The sequence below is a fragment of the Pseudomonas sp. R1-6 genome, assembly GCF_051132115.1.
Classification (GTDB): domain Bacteria; phylum Pseudomonadota; class Gammaproteobacteria; order Pseudomonadales; family Pseudomonadaceae; genus Aquipseudomonas.
This window is the reverse complement of sequence record NZ_CP071662.1, coordinates 5,240,725-5,264,662: the sequence shown is the minus strand read 5'-3', so window position 1 is coordinate 5,264,662 and position 23,938 is coordinate 5,240,725. Positions and strand designations below refer to the sequence as shown.

The following is a 23,938-nucleotide window of genomic DNA, read 5'->3' as shown; positions in this document are numbered from 1 at the left end:
AAGCCCAAGGACGGCGTCAACGAGCTTAGGGTCTGGCACCACCGGCCCCATCGCGAGCAGGCTCGCTCCCACAGGTCAAGGATTCCCTTGTGGGAGCGAGCTTGCTCCGGGCGGCGATCCGACGAAAGTGGTTTGACTTGGGGTTCAGATCGCAGCCTCAGACCAGCCCACCATTGGCCCGCAGGATCTGCCCGTTCACCCAGTCGGCAGCCGGGCTGGCCAGGAAAGACACGATGCTGGCAATGTCTTCCGGCTGGCCGAGGCGCTCCAAGGGCGGCATCTTCGCGTAGTGCTGCACCTGCTCTTCGCTTTTTCCGTGCATGAACAGCTCGGTGGCGACCGGCCCCGGGGCCACGGCATTGACCGTGATCTGTCGACCGCGCAGTTCCTTGGCAAACACCTGGGTCAGCGACTCCACCGCGGCCTTGCTGGCTATGTACACCGAATACCCAGGCAGGTTCAGGCCCACGGTGCTGCTGGAAAAATTCACGATTCGGCCGCCGTCGTTCAGCCGGGTCGCGGCTTCGCGCAAGGTGTTGAACGTGCCCCGGGTATTGATTGCAAACGTGCGGTCGAACAGCTCATCGCTGTGCTGTGCCAAGGGCATGACCTGGAGGATGCCGGCGTTGTTGATCAACACATCGACCTTGCCCAGCTGTGCTTCGACTTCATCGAACATCCGGCTGACATCGGCGGCAACCGACACGTCGGCCTTCACCGCTATGGCCTGGTGACCGGCCTGGCGCAACTGCACGACCAGCCTGGAGGCTTCGGTGGCACTGCTGGCGAAGTTGACGGCGACGGCGAAACCGTCAGTGGCCAGTTGCTTGGCAATCTCAGCACCGATGCCGCGCGAGGCGCCGGTGACAATGGCAACTTTGGAGTTTGGAACAGTCATGGCAAGAATCCCCTGAGATGTCGTGGTAGGTTGAAGCCAGATTCACATGTTTACTCTTGGCGATAAATGCAAGAAAGTTGCCTTGACTGTTCAATATCTCTCAACAATCAGGGCGCAGGATTCCGATGGATCAGGTCAAGGCCATGCGGGTATTTGTCCGCATATACGAGCGCAGCAGTTTCACCCTGGCCGCTGAAGATTTGAGCATGCCCCGGGCGACGCTGACCCACACGCTCAATCAGTTCGAGGCCTGGTTGGGGGTGCGTTTGCTGGAGCGCAGCACCCGCAAGGTACGCCCGACCCTTGATGGCGAAGCCTATTACCCGCGATGCGTGCAGTTGCTGGCCGAGCTGGAGGAAGCCGAACTGGCGTTTCGCGGCGTGGCGCCCAAAGGCAAGCTGAGGGTGGACCTGCACGGAACCCAGGCGCGATATTTCGTGATCCCGGCGCTGCCGCAATTCATGGCTCGCTACCCCGAAATAGAATTGTTCATCAGCGAGGCGGATCGTTTCGTCGACCTGATTGCCGAAGGCGTTGATTGCGTCGTGCGTTCCGGCACGTTGGCGGATTCGTCATTGATTGGCCGGCGCGTCGCCAATCTTCGGCAGATCACTTGCGCCAGTCCTGCTTACCTTCGCCGGCACGGTGAGCCGAAAAGCCTCGCGGATCTGAAACATCACAAAGCGGTGAATTACGTCTCGCGCAGTACCGGCAAGCTGTATCCGTTCGAGTTCATGGTCGAGGGCGAACTCAAGGAAGTGCCGATAGGTGGCACGTTGTCAGTGTCCGGCGCGGAAATCTACGCCGCGTCGGCCATCGCCGGGATGGGCCTGATCCAATGCCCGCATTACCGGATGGAGGAGCCGATCCGGCAGGGTCTGATCCAGGAAGTCCTCGCCGCGACTCCACCACCTTCCATGCCAGTGTCGGTGCTCTATCCGCACAACCGACACATGTCGCCACGGGTGCGAGTATTCGTGGATTGGGTGGCCCAGGTGTTTGCGCAGGCGCGTTAAGGCTTGGCTATCGAGCCCTGTGGGCGCGAGCTTGCTCGCGATGAGGCCATACCTGTCGATGATTTGTTGGCAGATCCACCGCTATCGTCGGATCGCCGCCCGGAGCAGGCTCGCTCCACACCTGCCATGCGAACTTTGGGCCTGACCGATGCGTCTGTGAAATGTTAGCTTCTGCCATTCGCCGTCCGCACAGAGAGCCTTTTCGATGACCTACACCGCTGCGCAAAACCGCTACGAGTCCATTCCCTATCGCCGCGTCGGGCGCAGCGGGCTGGTGCTTCCGGCCCTGTCACTCGGCTTGTGGCACAACTTCGGCGACAGTACGCCGATCGATACTCAGCGAGCCTTGCTGCGCACGGCATTCGACCTGGGCATCAACCATTTCGACCTCGCCAACAACTACGGCCCGCCCTACGGCAGCGCCGAAATCAATTTCGGTCGGCTGTTGCGTGAAGATTTCAAGCAGTACCGCGATGAATTGATCATCTCCAGCAAGGCCGGCTGGGACATGTGGCCCGGCCCTTATGGACAGGGCGGCGGTTCGCGCAAATACGTGCTCGCCAGCCTCGACCAGAGCCTGCAACGCTTGGGCGTGGATTACGTGGACATTTTCTACTCCCACCGTTTCGATCCCGACACGCCACTGGAGGAAACAGCCAGCGCCCTCGCCACAGCCGTGCAACAGGGCAAGGCTTTGTACATAGGCATCTCTTCGTATTCGGGCGTGAAGACCCGGGAAATGGCCGCGCTGCTCAAGGAATGGAAAGTCCCGCTGCTGATCCACCAGCCGGCCTACAACCTGCTCAATCGCTGGGTGGAAAAAGACCTGCTGGACGCTACCGAGGAACTCGGCACTGGCGTCATCGCTTTCACGCCGCTGGCCCAGGGACTGCTGACCGACAAGTATCTCAAGGGCATTCCGGCCGATGCGCGGGTGAATCGCCCGGGCGGTGGCTCGTTGCAAGCGTCGCATCTGTCGGATGAAAATATCGCCCACGTCCGCGCCCTCAACGAAATCGCCCAGCGTCGCGGCCAAAGCCTGGCTCAAATGGCCCTGGCCTGGACGCTGCGCGATCCACGTGTCACCTCGGCCCTGATCGGCGCGAGCCGGCCGGAGCAGATCGTCGAGAACGTCGGGGCGTTGCAGAACCTCAACTTCAGCGCCGAAGAACTGGCCGAGATCGACCGGTTTGCCCAGGAGGGTGGGATTAACCTGTGGGAGAAGCCTTCGACAGCGGAGTAACACCGAACACCCCTGTGGCGAGGGAGCTTGCTCCCGCTGGGCCGCGAAGCGGCCGCAAACCCATTCAACGCTGCGTATCAGGAAAAGCAGTGGGACAGGTTTTGCGACTGCTGCGCAGTCGAGCGGGAGCAAGCTCCCTCGCCACGGGGATATGCGTTACCCCGGAAAACCATTCGGGCAAGGCACTCACCTGAAAAACGGCACATCCCCCAACACCGTCGCCCGGTGCATCACGCGCCGGGCGGGACGGTAGTCGTCCACGGCGAAATGCTGGGTCACGCGGTTATCCCAGAACGCCACGTCGTTGGCCTGCCAGCGCCAACGAACGGTGAACTCCGGTCGGGTGGCGTGGGCGAACAGCAGTTTCAGGATCGCCTCGCTTTCGGTTTCCGATAGCTCGTTGATTCGGGTGGTAAAGCCTTCGTTGACGAACAGCGAGCGGCGGCCGCTCACTGGATGAGTACGTATTACTGGATGGGACAACGACGGGTTCTTGCGCCGTGCTTCCTCCCAGCGCACCAGGTCTTCAGGCGAGTTGCCGAAGCGCTCCAGCGGAAATGAACGGGTGAAATCGTGGGTCGCTGTCAGACCTTCCAGCAAACTTTTCAACGGCGCCGACAAGGCTTCGTAGGCTGCAATGCCGCTGGCCCATAACGTGTCGCCGCCAAACGCCGGCAGCAGCTTGGCGCTGAGCACCGCGCCCAGGGCGGGTGTCGGCAAGAAGGTCACGTCGGTGTGCCACACCGCGTTATCGCGAACGTCGGTGACGGCGGTGTCGAGCACCAGCACTTCAGGCTGCTCCGGTATGTTGGGGTAGATCGGATGGATGTGCAGGTCACCGAAATACGCCGCGAAACGTGCCTGTTGCGGTGGTTCGATCGGCTGGTCGCGGAAAAACAGTACCTGATGTTCCAGCAATGCCTGCTCGACGAAATCCCGGTCTTGCGGACTCAGCGGTTGGCTGATGTCGATCCCGTTGATCTGCGCGCCGAGGGCAATGCTTAAAGGGGTAATGGTCGGGCGGCTCATTTTGATTCTCTCGGATGGGCGCCGAATGGTCGGCGTGGTCATTGCGTATCAGTGAGCCTGGCCGTGCCATGGCACCAGTTTGCGTTGCAGGGCGCGCAGGCCCATCTCTATGGCGAAGGCGATCACTGCGATCACCAGGATTCCCAGAACCACGACATCGGTGACCAGGAATTGCGCCGCCGACTGCACCATGAATCCCAGGCCGCTGGTGGCTGCGATCAGTTCAGCGGCGACCAGCGTCGACCACCCCACGCCCAGGCCGATGCGTATGCCGGTAAGAATGTCGGGCAAGGCGCTGGGTACGATCACATGACGAATCAATTGCCTCCGCGAGGCGCCCAGGGACTGCGCGGCGCGCAATCTGGCCGGGTCGACGGTGCGCACGCCGGTGGCCGTAGCGATGGCGATCGGGGCGAAGATCGCCAGGTAGATCAGCAGGACTTTCGACAGCTCGCCGATGCCGCACCAGATCACAATCAGCGGCAAGTAAGCCAGGGGAGGGATCGGCCGATAGAATTCGATCAGCGGATCGAGCACGCCACGGGCAATACGATTGGCGCCGATGGCGATGCCCACCGGCACCGCTGTCAGCACCGCGAACAACAGGCCCAGGCCAATCCGGCCGAGGCTTGCGCCCAGGTGTTGCCAGAGTGTCGAGTCCATGTAGCCGCTGGTTGCCAGCAGCCAACCCTTCTGCAGCACGGCGGAGGGCGGCGGCAGGAACAGCGGTTCGATCAGCCCGGTGGCGGTGATCGCCCACCAGAGAAACAGCAACACCACCAATGTCAGGCCGCTGATCCAGCGTGTGCTCAGCCTGCGTCGAGCGGGTGCGGCCGCGTGCGAATTCACGGCATCGCCGGCCACGGCTGGAATTTCATAGCTGCTCATGCGCGCTCCTGTTGTCGAGTGGCGCTGCGTTGGGAAAACACTCTGGCGAGCACGTGCTCGCGGGTCTCGATGAAGCGTGGATCGGACTTGATCGACCGGGCCGATTCGCCAGCGCCGTACCGGTGGCCGAAATCCAGGCTCAGCCGCTCGACGATCCGCCCGGGATCGGGCGCCAGCAAAATCAGATCGGTCGCCAGGAACACGGCTTCTTCGATGTCGTGGGTAATCAGGAACACCGGTTTGGCGGTGCGCTGCCAGACCTGCAGCAGCAGTTCCTGCATCTGCTCGCGGGTGAAGGCGTCCAGGGCTCCGAACGGTTCGTCCATCAACAGTACCCGTGGATCGGCCGCCAGCGCGCGGGCCAGGCCGACGCGTTGCTTCTGACCGCCAGACAGCTGCCAGACGCGACGCTTTTCGAACCCGGCCAGGTCCACCAAGGCAAGCATTTCCCGGGCGCGAGCCTCGCGTTTTTCTCTCGCGAGCCCGGCCAGTTCAAGGCCAAACCCGACGTTTGCCAGCACGTCCAGCCAAGGCAGCAACGCATCGTCCTGGAACACCACGCCACGTTCGGCGCCCGGGCCTGACACTGGCACGCCGTCCAAGGTGATTTGTCCGGCGCTGGGCTCGACGAACCCGGCAATCAGGTTCAGCAACGACGTCTTGCCACTGCCGGATGGCCCGAGGGCGACCAGCAACTGCTGTGGACCCAGGGTCAACGAAATATCCGCCAGTACCGGTTTCGTGGCGCCGGGGTACTGTGCGCTGATGCGCTCCAGCTGTAGCAAGGCCATCTCGGTGTCTCCTTTTTGATCAGCGAGTGATGTATTTGGCGCTGACGTACGGTGCGTAATCCGGCAGTACGGCTTCGACCTTGCCTTGCTCCTTGAGGAACGCGGCGGTGTTGGTTATCGCCTGGGTGGTTGGGGCGCCGAGGCTCAGCACCTGGTCTGCGGCCAGGGGGAATACGTTGCCTTGCAACAACAGCGGGATATCGCTGGCCTTGGCCCCGGATAGCTTCACCAGCTTGTCGATGTTGGACGCATCGGCCAGCCAGGCTTGTGGGTCCTTGCGGTATTGGGCGTAGGCATCCAGGGTGACTTTTGCGAAAGCCGTGACGATTTCAGGGTGCTGCTGGGCGAAGTCCTTGCGCACGATCCATGCGTCGAAGGTCGGTGCGCCAAATTGCGCCAGTTCCGCAGAGGTAATCAGCACCTTGCCGTTTTCCTTGGCCACGCCCAGGGCTGGGTCCCAGACGTAGGTGGCGTCGATGTCGCCGCGTTTCCACGCCGCGATGATGGCCGGTGGGGCGAGGTTGAGCACGGTGACTTTCGATGGGTCGATATTCCAGTGTTTCAGCGCGGCGAGCAGGCTGTAATGGCCGGTGGAAACAAACGGCACGGCGATCTTCTTGCCGATCAGGTCTTGCGGGGTCTTGATGCCGGAGCCGTCACGGGCCACCAAGGCTTCGGCGGCGCCGATCTGCGTCGCGATGAGGAATGTTTCTACTGGCACCTTACGAGTGATCGCGGCGGTCAGCGGGCTGGAGCCGAGGTAGCCGATCTGCACATCGCCCGAGGCGATGGCGGCGATGATATCGGCACCGTTGTCGAACTTGCGCCAGGCGATCTTGGCCTGGGTGGCTTTTTCATATGCGCCATCGGCTTGGGCGACTTTCGCCGGGTCCACGGTGGTCTGGTAGGCGACGGTCAGGTCGGTTGCCTGAGCGAAAAAACTCGCCGCGGCCACGGAGGCGGCTGCGAGAAGGCAAAGGGGGAAACTCAAAGACATGGTAAAGCTCCTCAACAAGCCGCCGGAGAGTCGGCGTTGGAGGAGACTAAATGATCTAAGAACTCTAAAATAAATAACTTTTTCGCATTAGCTTATCTGCGAAAAAGTCTATCGAGAAGCCACGAAACCCCTGTGGCAGGGAAGCAAGCTCCCTCGCCACAGAGTGTTCTTGCCAGCGGCGAATCAGTTACTGATCGCTAGAATGCTCGCCTGGTACGACCCCACGAACACGTCGAAATCACCCACTTCGTTCTGCTCCAACTCGGTTTGCTGGACCAGGGATCGCCGAGCATTTTCCTCGAAGGCAATTATTTCATCGGCCGACAGTGGCTCTGCGCGGAAAAACTCGGCGTGGGCCTTGCTCTGGCGCAGGGAGAACTGGGCGAAGCTTTCCTTGTGTTCGGCCATGGCCGCCAGTACCCGGGCGGATGGCGTGAGGGATGGGTCGCGGACTTTTGCCAGTTGGGCGTCCAGCGCCTGGCGGTGGTCATCACCACCTTGGCTTTGGTCGAGCAGTGCCGCCAGCGGGGCGATCTTGTCCAGTAATTCCAGGGCCCAGGCTTGCATGTCCACCGATTCACCCTGGCGCTGCAATTGCAAGCCTGGCTTGCGGCCTTCCTTGACCACCGTCAGGAAGTTGCTGGTGGCGTTGCTGCACTCGTTGTTTTCCAGTTGCGGGCTGTCGTCGAGGCCGCAATACAAGAGGAACGCATCGAGGAACCGCGATTCGGTCAGGTCGATGCCCATCGGCAAGAACGGGTTGATGTCCAGGCAACGTACTTCGACGTACTGGATGCCACGGGCCATCAGCGCCTGGATCGGTCGCTCCCCGGTGTAGGTCACGCGCTTGGGGCGGATGTTGGAGTAGTACTCGTTTTCGATCTGCAGGATGTTGGTGTTAAGTTGCACCCATTCGCCGTTCTGGTGAGTGCCAATCTCGACATACGGCGCATACGGCGTTGCCACAGCCTTGCGCAGGCTATCGGTGTAGCTTGCCAGGTCGTTGTAGCAAGGCGTCAGGCCGGCCTGGGCGTTGCTCTGGTAACCCAGGTCGCTCATGCGCAGGCTGGTGGCGTAGGGCAGGTACAAGGTGTCCGGGTCCAATTGTTCCAGCTGATGCGGTCGGCCACGCAGGAAACCGGCGTCGAGGGCCGGCGAGGCGCCGAACAGGTACATCAATAGCCAGCTGTAGCGCCGGAAATTGCGGATCAGGGCGATATAGGCCGACGACTGGAAATCCCGGTCGCTCAGATCGCTGGCTTCGTCCTGGCGCAGCAGGGGCCAGAGCTTTTCCGGCAGGGAAAAGTTGTAGTGGATCCCGGCGATGCATTGCATGGTCTTGCCGTAACGCAGGGCCAGACCCTTGCGATAGACATACTTGAGCCGACCGATGTTCGAGGTGCCGTAATAGGCGATCGGAATCTCCTCCTCAGCCGGCAGCGGACACGGCATCGAAGGGCTCCACAGGTATTCGTCGGCGAGCTTGCTGTAGACAAATCGGTGGATCCTGTCGAGGCTGCGCAGGGTATCAGCCGGGTTGGCCAGGGCCGGGGTGATGAATTCCAGCAGCGACTCGGAATAGTCGGTGGTGATCTGTTCGTTGGTCAGCGCCGAGCCCAGGGCTTGCGGGTGCGGCGTCTGCGCCAGGCGCCCGTTGTCGGTGACACGCAGGCATTCACGTTCGATACCGTGCAGGCACTGCTCGAGCAGGGAGAGGTTGGCGCGCTCGCCGAGCAGGGCCAGGCGGCGGTTTAAAAGGTCGCTCAAGTTGAATTCCTTCACGCGTCAGTCGCCCCAATATGGGGGTGGGCAAGACGGTCTACAAGGGTGAAGTTAAAACTGGCGTTTTCGCCTGGTTTACATACGGTCAAAGAAGATCGCCGCCGTCCCTCGTGGGAGCGAGCTTGCTCGCGATAGCGGTATATCAGTCAACTAAATGTGACAGGTCCATCGCCATCGCGAGCAAGCTCGCTCCCACAGGAAAGCCCGACACCGCATTCGTGGCGTCGAAATTAACTCAAATCGATGACCAGGAGCTATAGGACAGCGAACGTGCCTTGCGCTTTTGCGACCAGCTTGTCGCCTTGCATCACATCGGCCTCGACCACCAATGTGCGCCGGCCCGGGTGGATGACCCGGGCGGTGCACAACACCTCGCCGCCGGACACGGCGCGGATGTAGTTGATCTTGCACTCGATGGTCGCAGACTGCTGGTCGAAGCCATGGACACTGGAGCAGGCCAGGCCCATGGCGATGTCCACCAGGCTGAACAGCGCGCCACCGTGCAGCTTGCCGCCGCGATTCCGCAACTCGGGGGCCAGATCCAGGGTGACTTGCGCCACCCCGTCCCCAAGGCTGTGCAAACGGCAGCCGAGCAGCTTGAAAAACGCGCTCTCCACCAACCCGGCTGGCGCGTCCATCAGCGTTTCTTCAATTGCTTGGCGTTGGCGAACAGCGAGGCCATGGCGTTGTTCGCCGGGGCCGCCGTGGCGGTTTCCTTGCGGGGCGCGGTGTTCTGCGACTGGCGTGGGGCGGCGCCTGGGCGAGCACCGCGGGCACCGTCGACCTTCTCACCCGGCGTGTCACTCATGCGCATCGACAGGCCAACGCGTTTGCGCGGGATATCGACTTCCATGACCTTCACTTTTACCACGTCGCCGGCCTTCACGGCTTCGCGCGGGTCCTTGATGAATTTTTCCGACAGTGCCGAGATGTGTACCAGGCCGTCCTGGTGCACGCCGATATCAACGAACGCGCCGAAGTTGGTCACGTTGGTGACCACGCCTTCGAGGATCATGCCCGGTTGCAAGTCCTTGAGGTCTTCGACGCCTTCTTGGAATTCGGCGGTCTTGAATTCCGGACGCGGGTCGCGGCCCGGCTTCTCCAGCTCTTGCAGAATGTCGGTCACGGTGGGCAGGCCGAAGGTTTCGTCGGTGAATTTCTTCGGGTCCAGGCGCTTGAGGAACGCGGCGTCGCCGATCAGCGAGCGGATGTCGCGGTCGGTCTGGGCGGCGATGCGTTGGACCAGCGGATAGGCTTCCGGGTGGACCGCCGAGGAGTCGAGCGGGTTGTCGCCGTTCATGACGCGCAGGAAGCCGGCGGCTTGTTCGAAGGTTTTTTCACCCAGGCGCGGGACTTTCTTCAACGCGGCGCGGGTCTTGAACGCGCCATGTTCGTCACGGTGGGTGACAATGTTCTGCGCGAGTGTCGCGTTCAGGCCGGAAATCCGCGCCAGCAGTGCCACCGAAGCGGTGTTCACGTCCACTCCCACGGCGTTCACGCAATCCTCCACCACGGCGTCCAGGCCACGGGCCAGTTTCAGTTGGGACACGTCGTGCTGGTATTGACCGACACCGATGGATTTCGGATCGATCTTCACCAGTTCCGCCAGTGGGTCCTGCAGGCGACGGGCGATCGACACCGCGCCACGGATCGACACGTCCAGGTCCGGGAATTCCTTTGAAGCCAGCTCCGACGCCGAATAAACAGAAGCACCGGCTTCGGAGACCATGACCTTGGTCATTTTCATGGCCGGGTATTTCTTGATCAGTTCCGCTGCCAGCTTGTCGGTCTCGCGGCTGGCGGTGCCGTTGCCGATAGCGATCAGGTCCACCGAATGCTTGGCGCACAGGGCGGCGAGCACCGCGAGGGTCTGGTCCCATTTGTTGTGCGGCACGTGCGGGTAGACCGTGGCGTGGTCCAGCAACTTACCGGTTGAATCGACGACCGCTACCTTGCAACCGGTGCGCAGGCCCGGGTCCAGGCCCAGGGTGGCGCGGGGGCCGGCCGGCGCGGCCAACAGCAGGTCGTGCAGGTTGTGGGCGAATACGTTGATCGCCTCGGTCTCGGCGTTATCGCGCAACTCACCGAGCAAGTCGGTTTCCAGGTGGGTATAGAGCTTGACCTTCCAGGTCCAGCGCACCACCTCGGCCAGCCATTTGTCGGCGGCGCGGTTCTGGTTCTGGATGCCGAATTGCTGGGCGATCATGCCTTCGCACGGATGCATGGTGCCGGGCAGTTCTTCGCCAACCTTCAGCGCGGAGCTGAGAATGCCTTCGTTGCGGCCACGGAAAATCGCCAGGGCACGGTGGGACGGCATGCTCTTGAGCGGTTCGTCGTGCTCGAAGTAGTCGCGGAACTTGGCGCCTTCCTCCTCTTTGCCGGCGATGACGCGGGCACTGAGGGTCGCCTCCTGCTTGAGGAAGTTACGCAGCTTTTCCAGCAGGTTGGCGTCTTCGGCGAAACGCTCCATGAGGATGTACTTGGCGCCTTCCAGCGCGGCCTTTACGTCCGCCACGCCTTTTTCCGCATCGATAAAACGCGCGGCTTCGGTTTCCGGGGCGAGGGTCGGGTCGTTGAACAGGCCGTCGGCCAGCTCGCCGAGGCCGGCTTCCAGGGCGATCTGGCCCTTGGTGCGGCGCTTTTGCTTGTAGGGCAGGTACAAGTCTTCGAGGCGGGTCTTGGTGTCGGCCAGCTTGATGTCGCGTTCGAGTTGCGCGGTCAGCTTGCCCTGCTCCTGGATGCTCGCCAGGATGCTGATGCGCCGTTCGTCGAGTTCACGCAGGTAGCGCAGGCGCTCTTCCAGATGACGCAATTGAGTGTCATCGAGGCTGCCTGTCACTTCTTTCCGGTAACGGGCGATGAAAGGGACCGTGGAGCCTTCATCGAGTAGCGCGACGGCCGCTTCGACCTGTTGTGGGCGGACGCCGAGTTCCTCGGCGATGCGGCTGTTGATGCTGTCCATAAAACCACCTGACAAATTGTGAAATCAGGCTCGCCACCGCAGAAGCCGGGCTCGGCGAGACTGGTTGAGCGGCCTGGCGTGCGCCGCTGCCTGGGTCAAAAGGCTGCCTGTTGACCCGTGAAATCAAAAAAATGCTGCCTGGCCAGGGGGGAAAAGTGTTTCGCCGGTGTAACGATCCGGCCCTGTCCTGGCACAAAGGCCGCGCATTATAACCAGCGTTCCACCGTTAGGGTGCGTCGCGCCCGTGGGCTTGATCAGCGGATTGCTGGAGATAGGCGAAAAATCTGCTAACAATGCACACGGTACGCACAACGGCAGCTAGGCCATAATGCGCGCCGAGATCAAAGGAGCTTCCTATGAGCAGCACCGCACAAACTGCTGAAGGCGAAAAAATTCTGATTGTTGACGACGATCCAGGGCTGAGCAGCCTGCTGGAGCGCTTTTTCGTCAGCAAGGGTTACCGAGCCCGCACTGTACCGAACACGGAGCAAATGGACCGTCTGTTGGCCCGTGAGGTTTTCAACCTCGTCGTCCTCGACCTGATGCTGCCCGGTGAAGATGGCTTGACCGCCTGTCGTCGCCTGCGCGGCGCGAACAACCAGATCCCGATCATCATGCTGACCGCCAAGGGCGACGAGCTGAGCCGTATCAAGGGCCTTGAACTGGGCGCCGACGATTACCTGGCCAAGCCGTTCAATCCGGACGAGCTGATGGCGCGGGTCAAGGCGGTCTTGCGTCGCCAGTCGGCGCCGGTGCCGGGCGCGCCGGGCAGCGAAGACGAAAGCGTCACCTTCGGCGACTATGAACTGTCGCTGGCCACCCGCGAGCTCAAGCGCGGCGACGAGGTTCACATGCTCACCACCGGTGAGTTCGCGGTGCTCAAGGCCCTGGTGATGAACGCTCGCCAGCCGCTGACCCGAGACAAGCTGATGAATTTGGCCCGTGGCCGGGAATGGGATGCGCTGGAGCGTTCCATCGACGTGCAGATCTCCCGCTTGCGCCGGATGATCGAGCCCGATCCATCCAAGCCGCGTTATATCCAGACCGTCTGGGGCGTAGGCTACGTATTCGTGCCGGATGGCGCCGCCAGCAAGTGATCGGCGATTTGTAGGAGCGGGAAGCCTGGTTGATTGAAGTCTTTTCCAGGCGACTCGCGGTCCGTCATTGTGCGAGCATCGCTCGCTCCTGCAAGTGTGTAGCGGCTATTCATGAAAACCCCCGTTTGGTTCCCCCAGAGTTTCTTTTCCCGCACCCTCTGGCTGGTGCTCATCGTCGTGCTTTTTTCCAAGGCGCTGACGTTGGTCTACCTGCTGATGAACGAAGACGTGCTGGTGGACCGCCAATACAGTCACGGCGTTGCCTTGACATTGCGGGCCTACTGGGCGGCCGACGAAACCAATCGAGCAAAGATTGCCGAGGCGGCAACATTGATCCGGGTGGTCGGAGCCGGCGTGCCGGAAGGCGAGCAGCACTGGCCATACAGCGAGATCTATCAGCGGCAGATGCAGGCCGAGTTGGGCGCCGACACCGAGGTGCGATTGCGCATGCACTCGCCGCCGGCATTGTGGGTGCGCGCTCCAAGCCTTGGGGATGGTTGGCTGAAGGTTCCGCTGTACCCCCATCCATTGCGGGGCCAGAAGATCTGGAACGTACTGGGCTGGTTCCTGGCGATCGGCCTGCTTTCGACGGCTTCGGCGTGGATCTTCGTCAGCCAGCTCAACCAACCGCTCAAACGCCTCGTGTACGCCGCCCGGCAATTGGGCCAAGGGCGTAGTGTACGGTTGCCGATCAGCGATACGCCCAGCGAGATGACCGAGGTGTACCGCGCCTTCAACCAGATGGCCGAGGATGTCGAGCAGGCCGGACGCGAGCGTGAGCTGATGCTTGCAGGGGTCTCCCATGACTTGCGCACGCCCCTGACCCGGTTGCGGTTATCGCTGGAGTTGATGGGCGAGCACACCGACCTGACGGATGAAATGGTCCGCGATATCGAAGACATGGACGCGATTCTTGACCAGTTCCTGGCATTCATTCGCGACGGTCGTGATGAGTCGGTGGAAGAAGTCGATCTCAGCGACCTGGTTCGGGAGGTGGCTGCACCCTATAACCAGAACGAAGAGAAGGTCCACCTGCGCCTGGAGCCGATCCAGCCGTTCCCGCTACGTCGCGTATCGATGAAGCGCCTGCTGAACAACCTGATCGGCAACGCCCTGAACCATGCAGGCACCGGTGTGGAAGTGGCCGCCTACGTTTCGGGCGATACCAGCGCGCCCTACGTCGTTCTGAGCGTCATGGACCGAGGCGCCGGCATCGATCCGTCGGAATTGGAGGCCATTTTCAATCCGTTCACCCGAGGCGATCGCGCCCGGGGGGGAAAGGGCACGGGACTGGGCCTGGCGATCGTCAAGCGCATCGCCTCGATGCACGGCGGCAACGTCGAGCTGCGCAATCGCGTGGGCGGCGGACTGGAAGCGCGGGTGCGGCTGCCGTTGGGCTTGATGTTGCCTCGGGATGCGGTGTAGCGGAATCGCTCGGAAGGCGCAAAACCTGTGGGAGCGAGCTTGCTCGCGATGCGGTGGCTCAGCCAAATTTATGTTGGCTGACACACCGTCATCGCGAGCAAGCTCGCTCCCACAGTAATTTATAAATGGATTACCCCTTGCCCTTGGTCCGGGTCATGTTCGGCCCGCCATTCTTTTCCAAGTGCTCGATGATGATCCCTGCCACGTTCTTGCTGGTGGTGGTCTCGATGCCTTCCAGGCCTGGCGAGGAGTTGACTTCCATCACCAGCGGCCCGTGATTGGAGCGCAGGATGTCCACGCCAGCCACCGCCAGCCCCATGACCTTGGCTGCCCGCAGGGCGGTCATGCGCTCTTCCGGCGTGATCTTGATCAGGCTTGCGCTGCCGCCGCGATGCAGGTTGGAGCGAAACTCCCCTGGCTTGGCCTGGCGCTTCATCGACGCGATTACTTTGTCGCCGACCACGAAGCAACGAATGTCCGCGCCCCCGGCTTCCTTGATGTATTCCTGGACCATGATGTTCTGCTTCAGGCCCATGAATGCTTCGATCACCGACTCCGCCGCCGTTGCGGTTTCGCACAGCACCACGCCAATGCCCTGGGTACCCTCCAATACCTTGATAACCAGAGGCGCGCCATTGACCATGGCGATCAGGTCGGGAATGTCATCTGGAGAGTGGGCGAAGCCGGTCACGGGCAAGCCGATGCCACGCCGAGACAGCAGTTGGAGCGAGCGCAGCTTGTCTCGCGAGCGGGCAATCGCAACGGACTCATTGAGGGGATACACCCCCATCATTTCGAACTGGCGCAATACCGCGCAACCGTAGAAGGTCACCGACGCGCCGATACGCGGGATCACCGCATCGAAGCCTTCCAGCGGCTTGCCGCGGTAATGGATTTGCGGTTTGTGGCTGGCAATGTTCATGTAGGCGCGCAGGGTATCGATCACCACCATTTCATGGCCACGCTCGGTCCCGGCCTCGACCAGGCGGCGGGTGGAATACAGACGCGGGTTTCGCGACAGCACAGCGATCTTCATGCAACACCTGTGGCAGAGGTAGTGGATACCGGGAATGCCGGCTTGTCTTGAACGTATTTGATGCCTGGATTGACCACCAACTGGCCGTCGATCAAGGCCTTGGAACCCAGCAACAGGCGATAACGCATGGATTTGCGGCAGGCGAGGGTGAATTCGACCCGCCAGAACCGATCGCCCAACGCCAGCGTGGTGCTGATCACATAGCGGACCTGGGCGTGGCCGTTGGAGCTCTTGATGGTCTTGCGCGCCACCAAGGGTGCTTCGCAGCGGCGATGGCGCAGTTGCACGACGGTGCCGAGGTGCGCGGTGAAGCGCACCCATTTTTCGCCGTCACGCTCGAATGGCTCGATGTCGGTGGCGTGCAGGCTCGAGGTGCTGGCGCCGGTGTCGATTTTTGCCCGTAGCCCGGCGACTCCCAGATCAGGGAGCGCCACCCACTCGCGCAGACCGACAACGGTCAGATGGTCGAAAGTCTTCAATAAAAACAACCTGAAATTGGCGCATCGGATTGCGGGCCCCGCGAATCGCGGTATTCACGCAGAATAATCACAAAATGACGACAGTTATCTACGTACTTGTTTGCATGTGTAACCGATGCCGACGCATGCCATGCGGACAGGCGGTTCGGCGGGCATTCTATCCGTCGGGACGGATTCGTGCGCCCGACAAAAACGGTAGTACAGTTCCAGCCATAGGTTAGAAAGAGGAATCCAAGTGGCACAAAAAAGCGAAGAGGATGACAAGGTCCGTCTCGATAAATGGTTGTGGGCGGCACGATTCTATAAAACCCGTGCCTTGGCCAAGGCTGCCATTGAAAGCGGCAAGGTCCATCACCGGGGCGAACGATGCAAGCCTGGCAAAGAGCCACGTATCGGTGATGAATACGTCATTCGAACAGGCTTCGACGAAAAAACGGTGGTCGTCGAAGCTTTGTCCATCGTGCGTCGCGGCGCGCCGCAGGCTCAAACGCTATACCGCGAGACCGAAGCCAGCGTCGCCAAGCGCGAAGCGGCAGCCGCCCAACGCAAGGCTGGTGCCCTGGGTGTGAGCACCGATGGCAAGCCCAGCAAGAAACAACGGCGAGACCTGTTCAAGTTCCATGGTAGCAACAGCGAGTAAAGCATCGGCCACACCGGTAACCCGTGGCGAGGGAGCTTGTTCCCGCTGGGCTGCGTAGCGGCCCCAGAATCTTGCGGTCGCTACGCAACCGAGCGGGAGCAAGCCCTCGCCACAACAGCGCTGCACATGCAGATAGATGCTCAGTCTTCCCGCAAAGCAAAATCATGGCTTGCTTGGAACCCATCCTGAATGCCCATAAAATGCCAGCCATCCATTGCCATCACCTCAGAACCAGACTCCTATGACTGATTTACCGGATACCGACTACACCCAACGTTTCATCTTCGATGACAGCGACGCCCGTGGCGAGCTGGTAGCGTTGGAGCGTAGCTACGCCGAAGTCCTCGCCAAGCACCCCTATCCGGAGCCGGTCGCGCAGTTGCTCGGCGAGTTGATGGCCGCCGCGGCGCTGCTGGTGGGTACCTTGAAATTCGATGGCTTGTTGATTCTCCAGGCCCGCTCCGAAGGCCCGGTGCCATTGCTGATGATCGAGTGTTCGAGCGAGCGTGAGATCCGAGGCCTGGCCCGTTATCACGCCGAGCAGATCGCCCCCGACGCGACACTCGCCGACCTGATGCCCAATGGCGTTTTGGCCCTGACGGTCGACCCGAGCCATGGCAAGCGCTACCAAGGCATTGTCGATCTCGACGGCGCAACGCTGGCCGAGTGCTTCACCAACTACTTCGTCATGTCCCAGCAGACCAACACACGCTTCTGGCTGTACGCCGACGGGCGGCGTGCCCGTGGCCTGCTGTTGCAGCAATTGCCGGCCGACCGCATTCGTGATTCGGAAGAACGTGATGCCAGCTGGCAACACGTCACCGCTCTCGCCAGCACCTTGAGCGCCGATGAGCTGCTGAGCCTGGACAACGAAACCATCCTGCATCGCCTCTACCACGAAGAACAGGTTCGCCTGTTCGAAGGCCAGCCGTTACGCTTCAAATGCAGTTGCTCCCGTGAACGTTCCGGCAATGCGTTGGTCAGTCTGGGTCTGGAAGATGCGCAGCAATTGGTGATCGAGCATGGCGGCGCCATCGAAATCGATTGCCAGTTTTGCAATGAGCGCTACCTGTTCGATGCCGCGGACATCGCCCAATTGTTCGCCGGTGCGGGTGTCGACACACCGTCAGATACTCGTCACTAAATCGGTTCAGCGCAGGTAAATCTCCTGGCAAACGCCGGATTTACGCCGTACTGACGGGAGGGCCCTACTCTTTTTGGGCTTTTCTGGCATAATCCGGCCCACTTTTTTCGGGTAGTAGTGCGCGACTTCCTACTACAAAACGTTTGGAGCACTCGGCCACGGGCCGACGGGGAATCTCATGACGCAAGCCAATAACGCCGTGTACACCGATCTGAGTGTCGATGATCTGGTTAAAGAAGCCCTGAATCGCGGTGAAGGCGAGCTTGCCGATACTGGCGCGCTGGTTGTACGTACCGGTCATCGTACCGGTCGTTCGCCAGTGGACCGTTTCATTGTGGAAGAGCCAACCACCCAGCACGCCATTGCCTGGGGCCCGATCAACCGCAAGTTCCCGGCTGACAAGTTCGATGCCTTGTGGAACCGCGTCGCAGCCTACCTGGGCGAGCGCGAGCGTTTTGTCTCCCACGTGCATGTAGGTTCCGATCCTGCGCACTACCTGCCGGTCAAGATGACCACCGAGACTGCCTGGCACAACCTGTTCGGCCGCTGCCTGTTCATCAACCCCGAGCAATACAACGCCGGCGGCAAGGACGAATGGCAGATCCTCAACGCGCCGAACTTCGTCTGCGAGCCTGAGCGCGACGGCACCAACTCCGACGGTACCGTGATCATCAACTTCGCGGCCAAGAAAGTGCTGATTGCTGGCATGCGCTACGCCGGCGAGATGAAGAAAGCCCTGTTCTCCGTACAGAACTTCCTGCTGCCGGCCGCCGACGTGCTGCCGATGCACTGCGCCGCGAACATGGGCGAAGAGGGCGACGTGACCCTGTTCTTCGGCCTGTCGGGCACTGGCAAGACCACCCTGTCCGCCGATGAAAGCCGCTACCTGATCGGTGACGACGAGCACGGTTGGGGCGTGGGCGTGGTCTTCAACATCGAAGGCGGTTGCTATGCCAAGTGCATCGACCTGTCCGAGAAGAACGAGCCGGTCATCTGGAAAGCCATCCAGCACGGCGCCGTACTGGAAAACGTGGTCCTGGACCCGGTCACCAAGAAAGCCGACTATGCCGACGACAGCCTGACCCAGAACAGCCGCGCCGCCTACCCGCGTGAGCTGATCGAAAAACGCGCACCGAAAAACCTCGGTGGCGAGCCAAACGCCGTGATCTTCCTGACCTGCGACCTGACCGGCGTACTGCCACCTGTGTCGATCCTCAGCGAAGAACAAGCCGCCTACCACTTCCTGTCCGGCTACACCGCACTGGTGGGCTCGACCGAAATGGGTTCGGGCAGCGGCATCAAGTCGACTTTCTCCACCTGCTTCGGCGCGCCGTTCTTCCCGCGTCCAGCCGGTGAATACGCTGAGCTGCTGATCAAGCGCATCCGTGGTTTCGGCTCCAAGGTCTACCTGGTCAACACCGGCTGGACCGGCGGCGGCTACGGCGTCGGCAAGCGCTTCAACATCCCGACCACCCGTGCGGTGATCGCAGCGATCCAGAGCGGCGCGCTGATCGGTGCTGAAACCGAACACCTGGACATCATCAACCTGGACGTGCCGCTGGCCGTCCCAGGCGTCGAGACTGGCCTGTTGAACCCACGCAACACCTGGGCCGACAAGGCTGCCTACGACGAAGCGGCCAAGGCATTGGCCGGTCTGTTCATCGAAAACTTCAAGAAGTTCGAAGTGAGCGACGCGATCAAGGCGGCAGGTCCACAGCTGTAGGGCTTGCCGATACATGAGAAAGCCGCCCTTTAAGGGCGGCTTTTTTGTGGGTGACTATTTTTCTTCCAGCGCCTGTTTATCCCTGGAAAGTAGAGGGCGAAATCGTATCCCAACAAAAAGAAAAGTCTCACGTCAGTCTCGGAACCGTCTGGTGATCACTTCCTTGCTTACTCGGTAAGGTTCGCCGCGCCGCTTGTATTGAGCCGGCGCTGACCGAGCAAGGACGAAGCATGGCGAAAGGTAAAAGCGATATCCCTCAGGTCTGGGAGTACCGCGGTGGCGAAAGGCGCTACAGAGTCCTGCGGGACATGACCCCGGGCGAGCTGGCAAAAAGAGACGCCGATTTTAAAGCCCATGAGGACATGCTCGCTCGGCAAGAGGAATACATGAGCCAGCGGCTGGGCCAGACAAGCCAGAGGGATGCACCGAGCATCAAGGGCTGTGTGTTCGCCAAATCCTGCGAACTGCCCGATGCAATCATCGACTATCACAATCCAACCGGTTACATCCCGACGGAACTGCTGAGCGCCTATGGTGCGTTCAAATTGTTGGGCGGTCGGGAGGTTGACGCGTCAGGCTGCGTACCGCTGAAGACCATCAGCGGAGCGTTACCGGCGAGTTTTGGCACGCTCGCACTGGGTGGGACCGCTTTGGCCTCCCTTGGCGCTGGCGCGACCGTCACGGCACCCGTGGCGGCCGGCGCGCTGGTGGGGTTGGTTGGGCTGCTGATGCCCTCGAACCTGGGCGATGGTTCGCTGTACACCGAAGAGCAACTAAGGTCCCTTGAAAAAGCGCGCAGCCGGGTTCGCCTACATGTCGAAACCCAGGCCGACGGGACGCTGAAAGGGTATGGCTACAACACCCAGTCAAGACGCGACTGGGAGATGATCCCGGTGGTGACATTCCAGGCGCGTGGCGAGCAGCAAGTGGCAGATTTTGGCGATGGGGTCGAGTTGATCTGGACGCCGGCAGTGGACCCTTGCGCGACGTTGGGCATCCCAGCTTTGGAGGCTGCGCCACAGGCGCCGCGTATCTGGATCTTCCCGCCGACACCCATGGCGGACAGCATTATCGTCAATCCGATTTATCCACCGGAATACAAGGATTTCATTCTTGTGTTTCCGGTGGGGTCTGGGGTTTCGCCGATCTACGTCGTACTCAGTGTTCCTGGGGACCACAAGTATCATAAAGCTCCGGAGGTGCTGATCGCTTTTCCAGACGCATTGCGCGCTGATCGTAAAACTCGGGTCAAGGGTGGGGGCGCCCTAAGGAAACGCTGGAAGACCCTAAAAGGAATTATTTTGGAATGGGACTCTCAACACGGAACAGTCGAAATGTATACCAAGCGTGGACAACATCTCGGCGAGTACAGTCCGACCACGGGAGAGCAAACTAAACCCGCAGACAAAACCAGGAGTGTCGAGCCATGATTTATATGATTGAAGCTTTCGATCGGAAAACCGGATTCCTGGATTTTGAAGAAAAAATACCTGAAGGTCAGGAAGAACGTACAAAGCAGATCATGGGATGGGCTAACGAGCAGGAAGGCTGGGAGGGCTATAATCTAACGAGAGCCCAGCTTAGTAAGTTCGAGGAGATTTTAGGTAAAGAAATCTACCGTTCTAGCTGTATTTTTCAAATCACTTGTAATGACTATTGATAGGCCGACTTATGCGAGGTGCGACACCATGAATGATTACCCCGCTCGAAGTCCTAAGAACTCAAGGTACTAGGCTTTGTTCAAGGAAAGCGAGGTTGTATAGGTGAAATAAGGTTTGGGTGGTTCGATAAATCAGCAGGTCCCAGACGCCGCGAGCGGCGTTTCGCCTCCCGCTAGCATCGGGGGCACTTCGGGTAGCCTCATGCATCCACCCAGTAAGAGAAACATGATCAGGGCGGTGGGCAATGTCAGTTTGTACGACATGACTATCTTTCCTTCTTGAATTCCAAAGTAACGGGCGTCCTGCTCGTCTGGCACGGGGAATATTTCCCAGCATGACGGCGCACCTTAACGCGGCCAGGAAGCAGAGACGAGACATCAAAGAGCCCTGATTTGTATCGCCCTGTGGCAAAAGAAGAAGGCTTCCGGGTTGTATCATCCGGTATCGTTTTTCATCCCCTACCTTTGCTCGATACAAGCATGAGTAGCACACCGCCCGGCTTCTCTGCGGCATCAGTGTGCCGCTCTTCACCAAGCTGAAGGCCCGGACGATCCGGGGATTTGCCGCGCTGGAAGAGTAACCATACGCCGAGATTCGTCGGTGGACCCTGGCGCAACTCTGAGCTCCATCCATCCGCTGAATGCCCTCCATCACACGAATAAATTTCAAAAAATGTCGATGGCTGACTAAGGTGAAGCAGTCTTTGGATCGCCAACAAGAGAGCAAACATGAGCCAGACATCCTTCGATATCCAGCGCGCCGCCGTAGTCGGCGCAGGCACCATGGGGCGGGGCATCGTGATGTGCCTGGCCAACGCTGGCGTAACGGTGCAGTGGGTCGATAACAATCCACAAATGCTGGAGCAGGCGCTGGCCACGGTGGCCGATACCTACGCCCATAACGTCCGCCAGGGCCGACTCGAACAAAGCGAAGCCGACGCCAGGATCGCCCGTATTGCGCGGGCGCAGGACTACGCGGCGATCCGCAACGTGGACCTGGTCATTGAAGCGGTCTACGAGAACCTCGAACTCAAGCAGAAAATATTTCGCGAGCTGGACGGCATGCTCAAGCCCGAGGCAATCCTGGCAAGTAACACCTCGGCGCTGGATATCGATGCCATTGCCGCCGCCACGCGTCGGCCAACGCAAGTGCTGGGCCTGCACTTCTTCAGCCCGGCGCACATCATGAAGTTGTTGGAGATCGTGCGCGGCGCACAAACGTCCAAGGCTGTGCTGGACGCTGCCCTGGCGCTGGGCAAGCGCATGGGCAAGGTGAGCGTGGTGTCGGGCAATTGTCACGGCTTCATCGGCAACCGAATGCTTCACCCTTATGTGCTGGAGGCGCGCAAGATGCTGTTGGAGGGTGCGTTCCCCCATCAGGTGGATGCGGCGCTGCAGGGTTTTGGTTTCGCCATGGGACCGTTTCGAATGTACGACGTGGTCGGGATCGATCTGGAGTGGCGCGCCCGGGAGCTGGCGGGCCAAGGGCAGGATGCCCCCGAGGTGCAGGTGGACAACCGCTTGTGCGAGTTGGGTCGGTTCGGCCAGAAAAGTGGCAACGGTTATTACCACTATGAGCCGGGCAGCCGGCAGGCTGAACACGATGTAGAAGTCGATGCGCTGGTGCAGCGGGTCAGCGAGGACCTGGGTTTCCAGCGGCGTGACATCGACGCCGATGAGATCCTCGAACGCTGCTTGCTGGCGCTGGTCAACGAAGGTGCGAAGATTCTCCAGGAAGGCATTGCCGAGTCGTCCCACGATATCGACCTGGTGTATCTCAACGGCTATGGCTTCCCGGCTGACAAGGGCGGCCCGATGGCCTGGGCTGATCAGCAAGGCCTTGCGGACATCCATGCACGCTTGGTAGACCTTGAGACGAAGCAGGGGGATCAATGGAAGCCTGCTCGCCTGATCGGAGAGTTGGCGGCGCAAGGCAAGGGTTTCTCGCAGCGATAACCGACAGCCTGTCTTCCCCACAACACTGCACAACCAAGGACAAGAGATGCCCCAGCGCACCGAGTACTTTCATTTCCAGCCGGTGACTACGCGCTGGCACGACAACGATGTGTACGGTCACGTCAATAACGTCACCTACTACAGCTTTTTCGATACGGCGGTGAATACCTACCTGATCGAGGCCGGTGGACTGGATATCCATGACGGCGAAGTAGTGGGTTTCGTGGTGAGTTCAGCCTGCGACTATTTTGCATCGGTCGCATTTCCGGACCGGATCGAGATCGGCCTGCGGGTCGCCAAGCTGGGCAACAGTTCGGTGCAATACGAGCTGGCGGTGTTCAAGGAGAACGAGCAGGAGGCCTGCGCGGCGGGGCGCTTCGTGCATGTGTTCGTGGACCGGATGTCGAATCAGCCAGTGCCGATCCCGGGTCGGCTACGCGAGGCATTGGAACGATTGGTACCCTGAAACGAAAAATCGCAGCCTCCGGTCAGTCTCCCGAAGGCTGCGATCATCTAACGGTACGGGTCAAGCCGGCCGTCAATCGTCGTGATAGCGATGCTTGTGCTTGTGCTTGCGATGTCCGTAGGCATGACCGCGGCCCCGGTGGCCATCGCGGTAGTAGCGGCGATCGCTACGGCGACCTTCGTAACGGTCGTCATCGTCGTCCTTGCCCATGTAGTTACCCAGTGCGCCACCGGCGCCACCGCCCGCTGCGGCACCGATCAGGCTGCCCGTGGAGCCGCCCACGCTGCGGCCGACCACGTTACCGCCGGCTGCACCCAGTGCGCCGCCGATTGCCGCTTCGCCGCGGCTATGTTTGTCTGCGCCGACTGCGCTACCGCCCGCGCCGCCCAGGGCCGCGCCGATAGTGGAGCCGGTGTTGCCGCCCAGGGACTGGCCGACGACCGAACCCAAAACCCCGCCCAATGCGCCGCCTACACCTGCTTCGGCGGTACCGCCGGCAGACGCGACGCCACTGACCAGGCTAAGGGACAACAAGAGAATGGAGGAGAACTTCATAGAGGAGCCTCAAAGGGATGACGGCGCGATCCTGAGGCTGGCTTCGCTTGGTTACAATCGAAATCCGACGAGTAACACGACTTGTGCACAATTCGCTAAGTTACTGTTTTCATAGCGGAACTTAAGTAGATTTTGCCGGTCTTTAGCTACT

General features: G+C 60.7%; 22 protein-coding genes. 11 read left to right on the top strand and 11 right to left on the bottom strand.

Annotation, left to right across the window (positions count from 1 at the left end; all coding sequences use genetic code 11):
* Positions 1-157 precede the first annotated feature (157 nt).
* Complete coding sequence (locus J3P81_RS23640) at positions 158-898, bottom strand: SDR family oxidoreductase (protein WP_434561224.1); 741 nt, start codon at positions 896-898, stop codon at positions 158-160.
* A gap of 125 nt (positions 899-1,023) precedes the next feature.
* On the opposite strand from J3P81_RS23640, the gene J3P81_RS23635 reads away from it, so the two are divergent.
* Both J3P81_RS23635 and mgrA read left to right on the top strand, forming a co-directional pair.
* Entirely contained in the window at positions 1,024-1,914 is an 891-nt protein-coding gene (locus J3P81_RS23635; RefSeq protein ID WP_434561222.1) for a LysR family transcriptional regulator, read from the top strand.
* A 205-nt stretch (positions 1,915-2,119) separates the two neighbouring features.
* Positions 2,120-3,157: an L-glyceraldehyde 3-phosphate reductase gene (gene mgrA / locus J3P81_RS23630; RefSeq protein WP_434561220.1), complete on the top strand. Its 1,038-nt coding sequence runs from the start codon at positions 2,120-2,122 to the stop codon at positions 3,155-3,157.
* A gap of 186 nt (positions 3,158-3,343) precedes the next feature.
* Here the strand turns inward: mgrA and tauD are convergent, their stop codons facing one another.
* From tauD to J3P81_RS23595, 7 genes are all read right to left on the bottom strand, one after another.
* Complete coding sequence (tauD, locus tag J3P81_RS23625; protein WP_434561218.1) at positions 3,344-4,186, bottom strand: taurine dioxygenase; 843 nt, start codon at positions 4,184-4,186, stop codon at positions 3,344-3,346.
* A gap of 48 nt (positions 4,187-4,234) precedes the next feature.
* A complete protein-coding gene (gene tauC, locus J3P81_RS23620; RefSeq protein ID WP_434561216.1) occupies positions 4,235-5,074 on the bottom strand; it encodes a taurine ABC transporter permease TauC in 840 nt (279 codons plus the stop codon).
* The gene (gene tauB / locus J3P81_RS23615; RefSeq protein WP_434561214.1) at positions 5,071-5,865 is read right to left on the bottom strand and encodes a taurine ABC transporter ATP-binding subunit; all 795 of its coding nucleotides are present in this window, start codon (positions 5,863-5,865) and stop codon (positions 5,071-5,073) included. The genes tauC and tauB overlap by 4 nt, the downstream gene beginning before the upstream one ends.
* A 19-nt stretch (positions 5,866-5,884) precedes the next feature.
* Positions 5,885-6,862, bottom strand: coding sequence for a taurine ABC transporter substrate-binding protein (gene tauA, locus J3P81_RS23610; RefSeq protein WP_434561212.1), 978 nt, complete (start codon positions 6,860-6,862; stop codon positions 5,885-5,887).
* Positions 6,863-7,045: 183 nt separating this feature from the next.
* Complete coding sequence (gene gshA / locus J3P81_RS23605; RefSeq protein WP_434561210.1) at positions 7,046-8,629, bottom strand: glutamate--cysteine ligase; 1,584 nt, start codon at positions 8,627-8,629, stop codon at positions 7,046-7,048.
* A 269-nt stretch (positions 8,630-8,898) separates the two neighbouring features.
* Positions 8,899-9,282 (bottom strand): PaaI family thioesterase, encoded by a 384-nt coding sequence (locus J3P81_RS23600; RefSeq protein WP_434561208.1) that lies wholly within the window; start codon positions 9,280-9,282, stop codon positions 8,899-8,901.
* Complete coding sequence (locus tag J3P81_RS23595; RefSeq protein WP_434561206.1) at positions 9,282-11,606, bottom strand: Tex family protein; 2,325 nt, start codon at positions 11,604-11,606, stop codon at positions 9,282-9,284. Before J3P81_RS23595 ends, J3P81_RS23600 begins: the two co-directional genes overlap by 1 nt.
* 356 nt (positions 11,607-11,962) lie before the next feature.
* On the opposite strand from J3P81_RS23595, the gene ompR reads away from it, so the two are divergent.
* Both ompR and J3P81_RS23585 read left to right on the top strand, forming a co-directional pair.
* Positions 11,963-12,703 (top strand): osmolarity response regulator transcription factor OmpR, encoded by a 741-nt coding sequence (gene ompR, locus J3P81_RS23590; protein WP_003196691.1) that lies wholly within the window; start codon positions 11,963-11,965, stop codon positions 12,701-12,703.
* A 111-nt stretch (positions 12,704-12,814) separates the two neighbouring features.
* Positions 12,815-14,128 (top strand): ATP-binding protein, encoded by a 1,314-nt coding sequence (locus J3P81_RS23585; RefSeq protein ID WP_039592640.1) that lies wholly within the window; start codon positions 12,815-12,817, stop codon positions 14,126-14,128.
* Between the two features lie 130 nt (positions 14,129-14,258).
* On the opposite strand, the gene rimK is transcribed toward J3P81_RS23585, so the two are convergent.
* Entirely contained in the window at positions 14,259-15,164 is a 906-nt protein-coding gene (rimK, locus tag J3P81_RS23580; protein ID WP_215003541.1) for a 30S ribosomal protein S6--L-glutamate ligase, read from the bottom strand.
* Positions 15,161-15,583 carry an ATP-dependent zinc protease family protein gene (locus tag J3P81_RS23575; protein ID WP_230633425.1) on the bottom strand — a complete coding sequence of 141 codons (423 nt, stop codon included), beginning with the start codon at positions 15,581-15,583 and terminating at the stop codon, positions 15,161-15,163. The genes rimK and J3P81_RS23575 overlap by 4 nt, the downstream gene beginning before the upstream one ends.
* Before the next feature lie 295 nt (positions 15,584-15,878).
* On the opposite strand from J3P81_RS23575, the gene J3P81_RS23570 reads away from it, so the two are divergent.
* The 7 genes from J3P81_RS23570 to J3P81_RS23540 all read left to right on the top strand — a co-directional run bounded on the left by J3P81_RS23570 (position 15,879) and on the right by J3P81_RS23540 (position 23,232).
* On the top strand, positions 15,879-16,283 hold the full coding sequence (locus J3P81_RS23570) for an RNA-binding S4 domain-containing protein (protein ID WP_420766432.1): 405 nt from the start codon (positions 15,879-15,881) through the stop codon (positions 16,281-16,283).
* A gap of 241 nt (positions 16,284-16,524) precedes the next feature.
* Positions 16,525-17,427: an Hsp33 family molecular chaperone HslO gene (hslO, locus tag J3P81_RS23565; protein ID WP_434561204.1), complete on the top strand. Its 903-nt coding sequence runs from the start codon at positions 16,525-16,527 to the stop codon at positions 17,425-17,427.
* A 178-nt stretch (positions 17,428-17,605) separates the two neighbouring features.
* A complete protein-coding gene (locus tag J3P81_RS23560) occupies positions 17,606-19,150 on the top strand; it encodes a phosphoenolpyruvate carboxykinase (RefSeq protein WP_420766430.1) in 1,545 nt (514 codons plus the stop codon).
* A 230-nt stretch (positions 19,151-19,380) separates the two neighbouring features.
* Positions 19,381-20,580, top strand: coding sequence for a colicin E3/pyocin S6 family cytotoxin (locus J3P81_RS23555; protein ID WP_434561202.1), 1,200 nt, complete (start codon positions 19,381-19,383; stop codon positions 20,578-20,580).
* Positions 20,577-20,810: a DUF7683 domain-containing protein gene (locus J3P81_RS23550; protein WP_434561200.1), complete on the top strand. Its 234-nt coding sequence runs from the start codon at positions 20,577-20,579 to the stop codon at positions 20,808-20,810. Before J3P81_RS23555 ends, J3P81_RS23550 begins: the two co-directional genes overlap by 4 nt.
* Before the next feature lie 729 nt (positions 20,811-21,539).
* Positions 21,540-22,766 (top strand): 3-hydroxyacyl-CoA dehydrogenase NAD-binding domain-containing protein, encoded by a 1,227-nt coding sequence (locus J3P81_RS23545; protein WP_434561198.1) that lies wholly within the window; start codon positions 21,540-21,542, stop codon positions 22,764-22,766.
* 46 nt (positions 22,767-22,812) lie between these two features.
* Complete coding sequence (locus J3P81_RS23540; protein ID WP_420766426.1) at positions 22,813-23,232, top strand: acyl-CoA thioesterase; 420 nt, start codon at positions 22,813-22,815, stop codon at positions 23,230-23,232.
* Between the two features lie 72 nt (positions 23,233-23,304).
* Here the strand turns inward: J3P81_RS23540 and J3P81_RS23535 are convergent, their stop codons facing one another.
* Complete coding sequence (locus tag J3P81_RS23535; protein ID WP_434561196.1) at positions 23,305-23,787, bottom strand: glycine zipper domain-containing protein; 483 nt, start codon at positions 23,785-23,787, stop codon at positions 23,305-23,307.
* Positions 23,788-23,938: the final 151 nt, after the last annotated feature.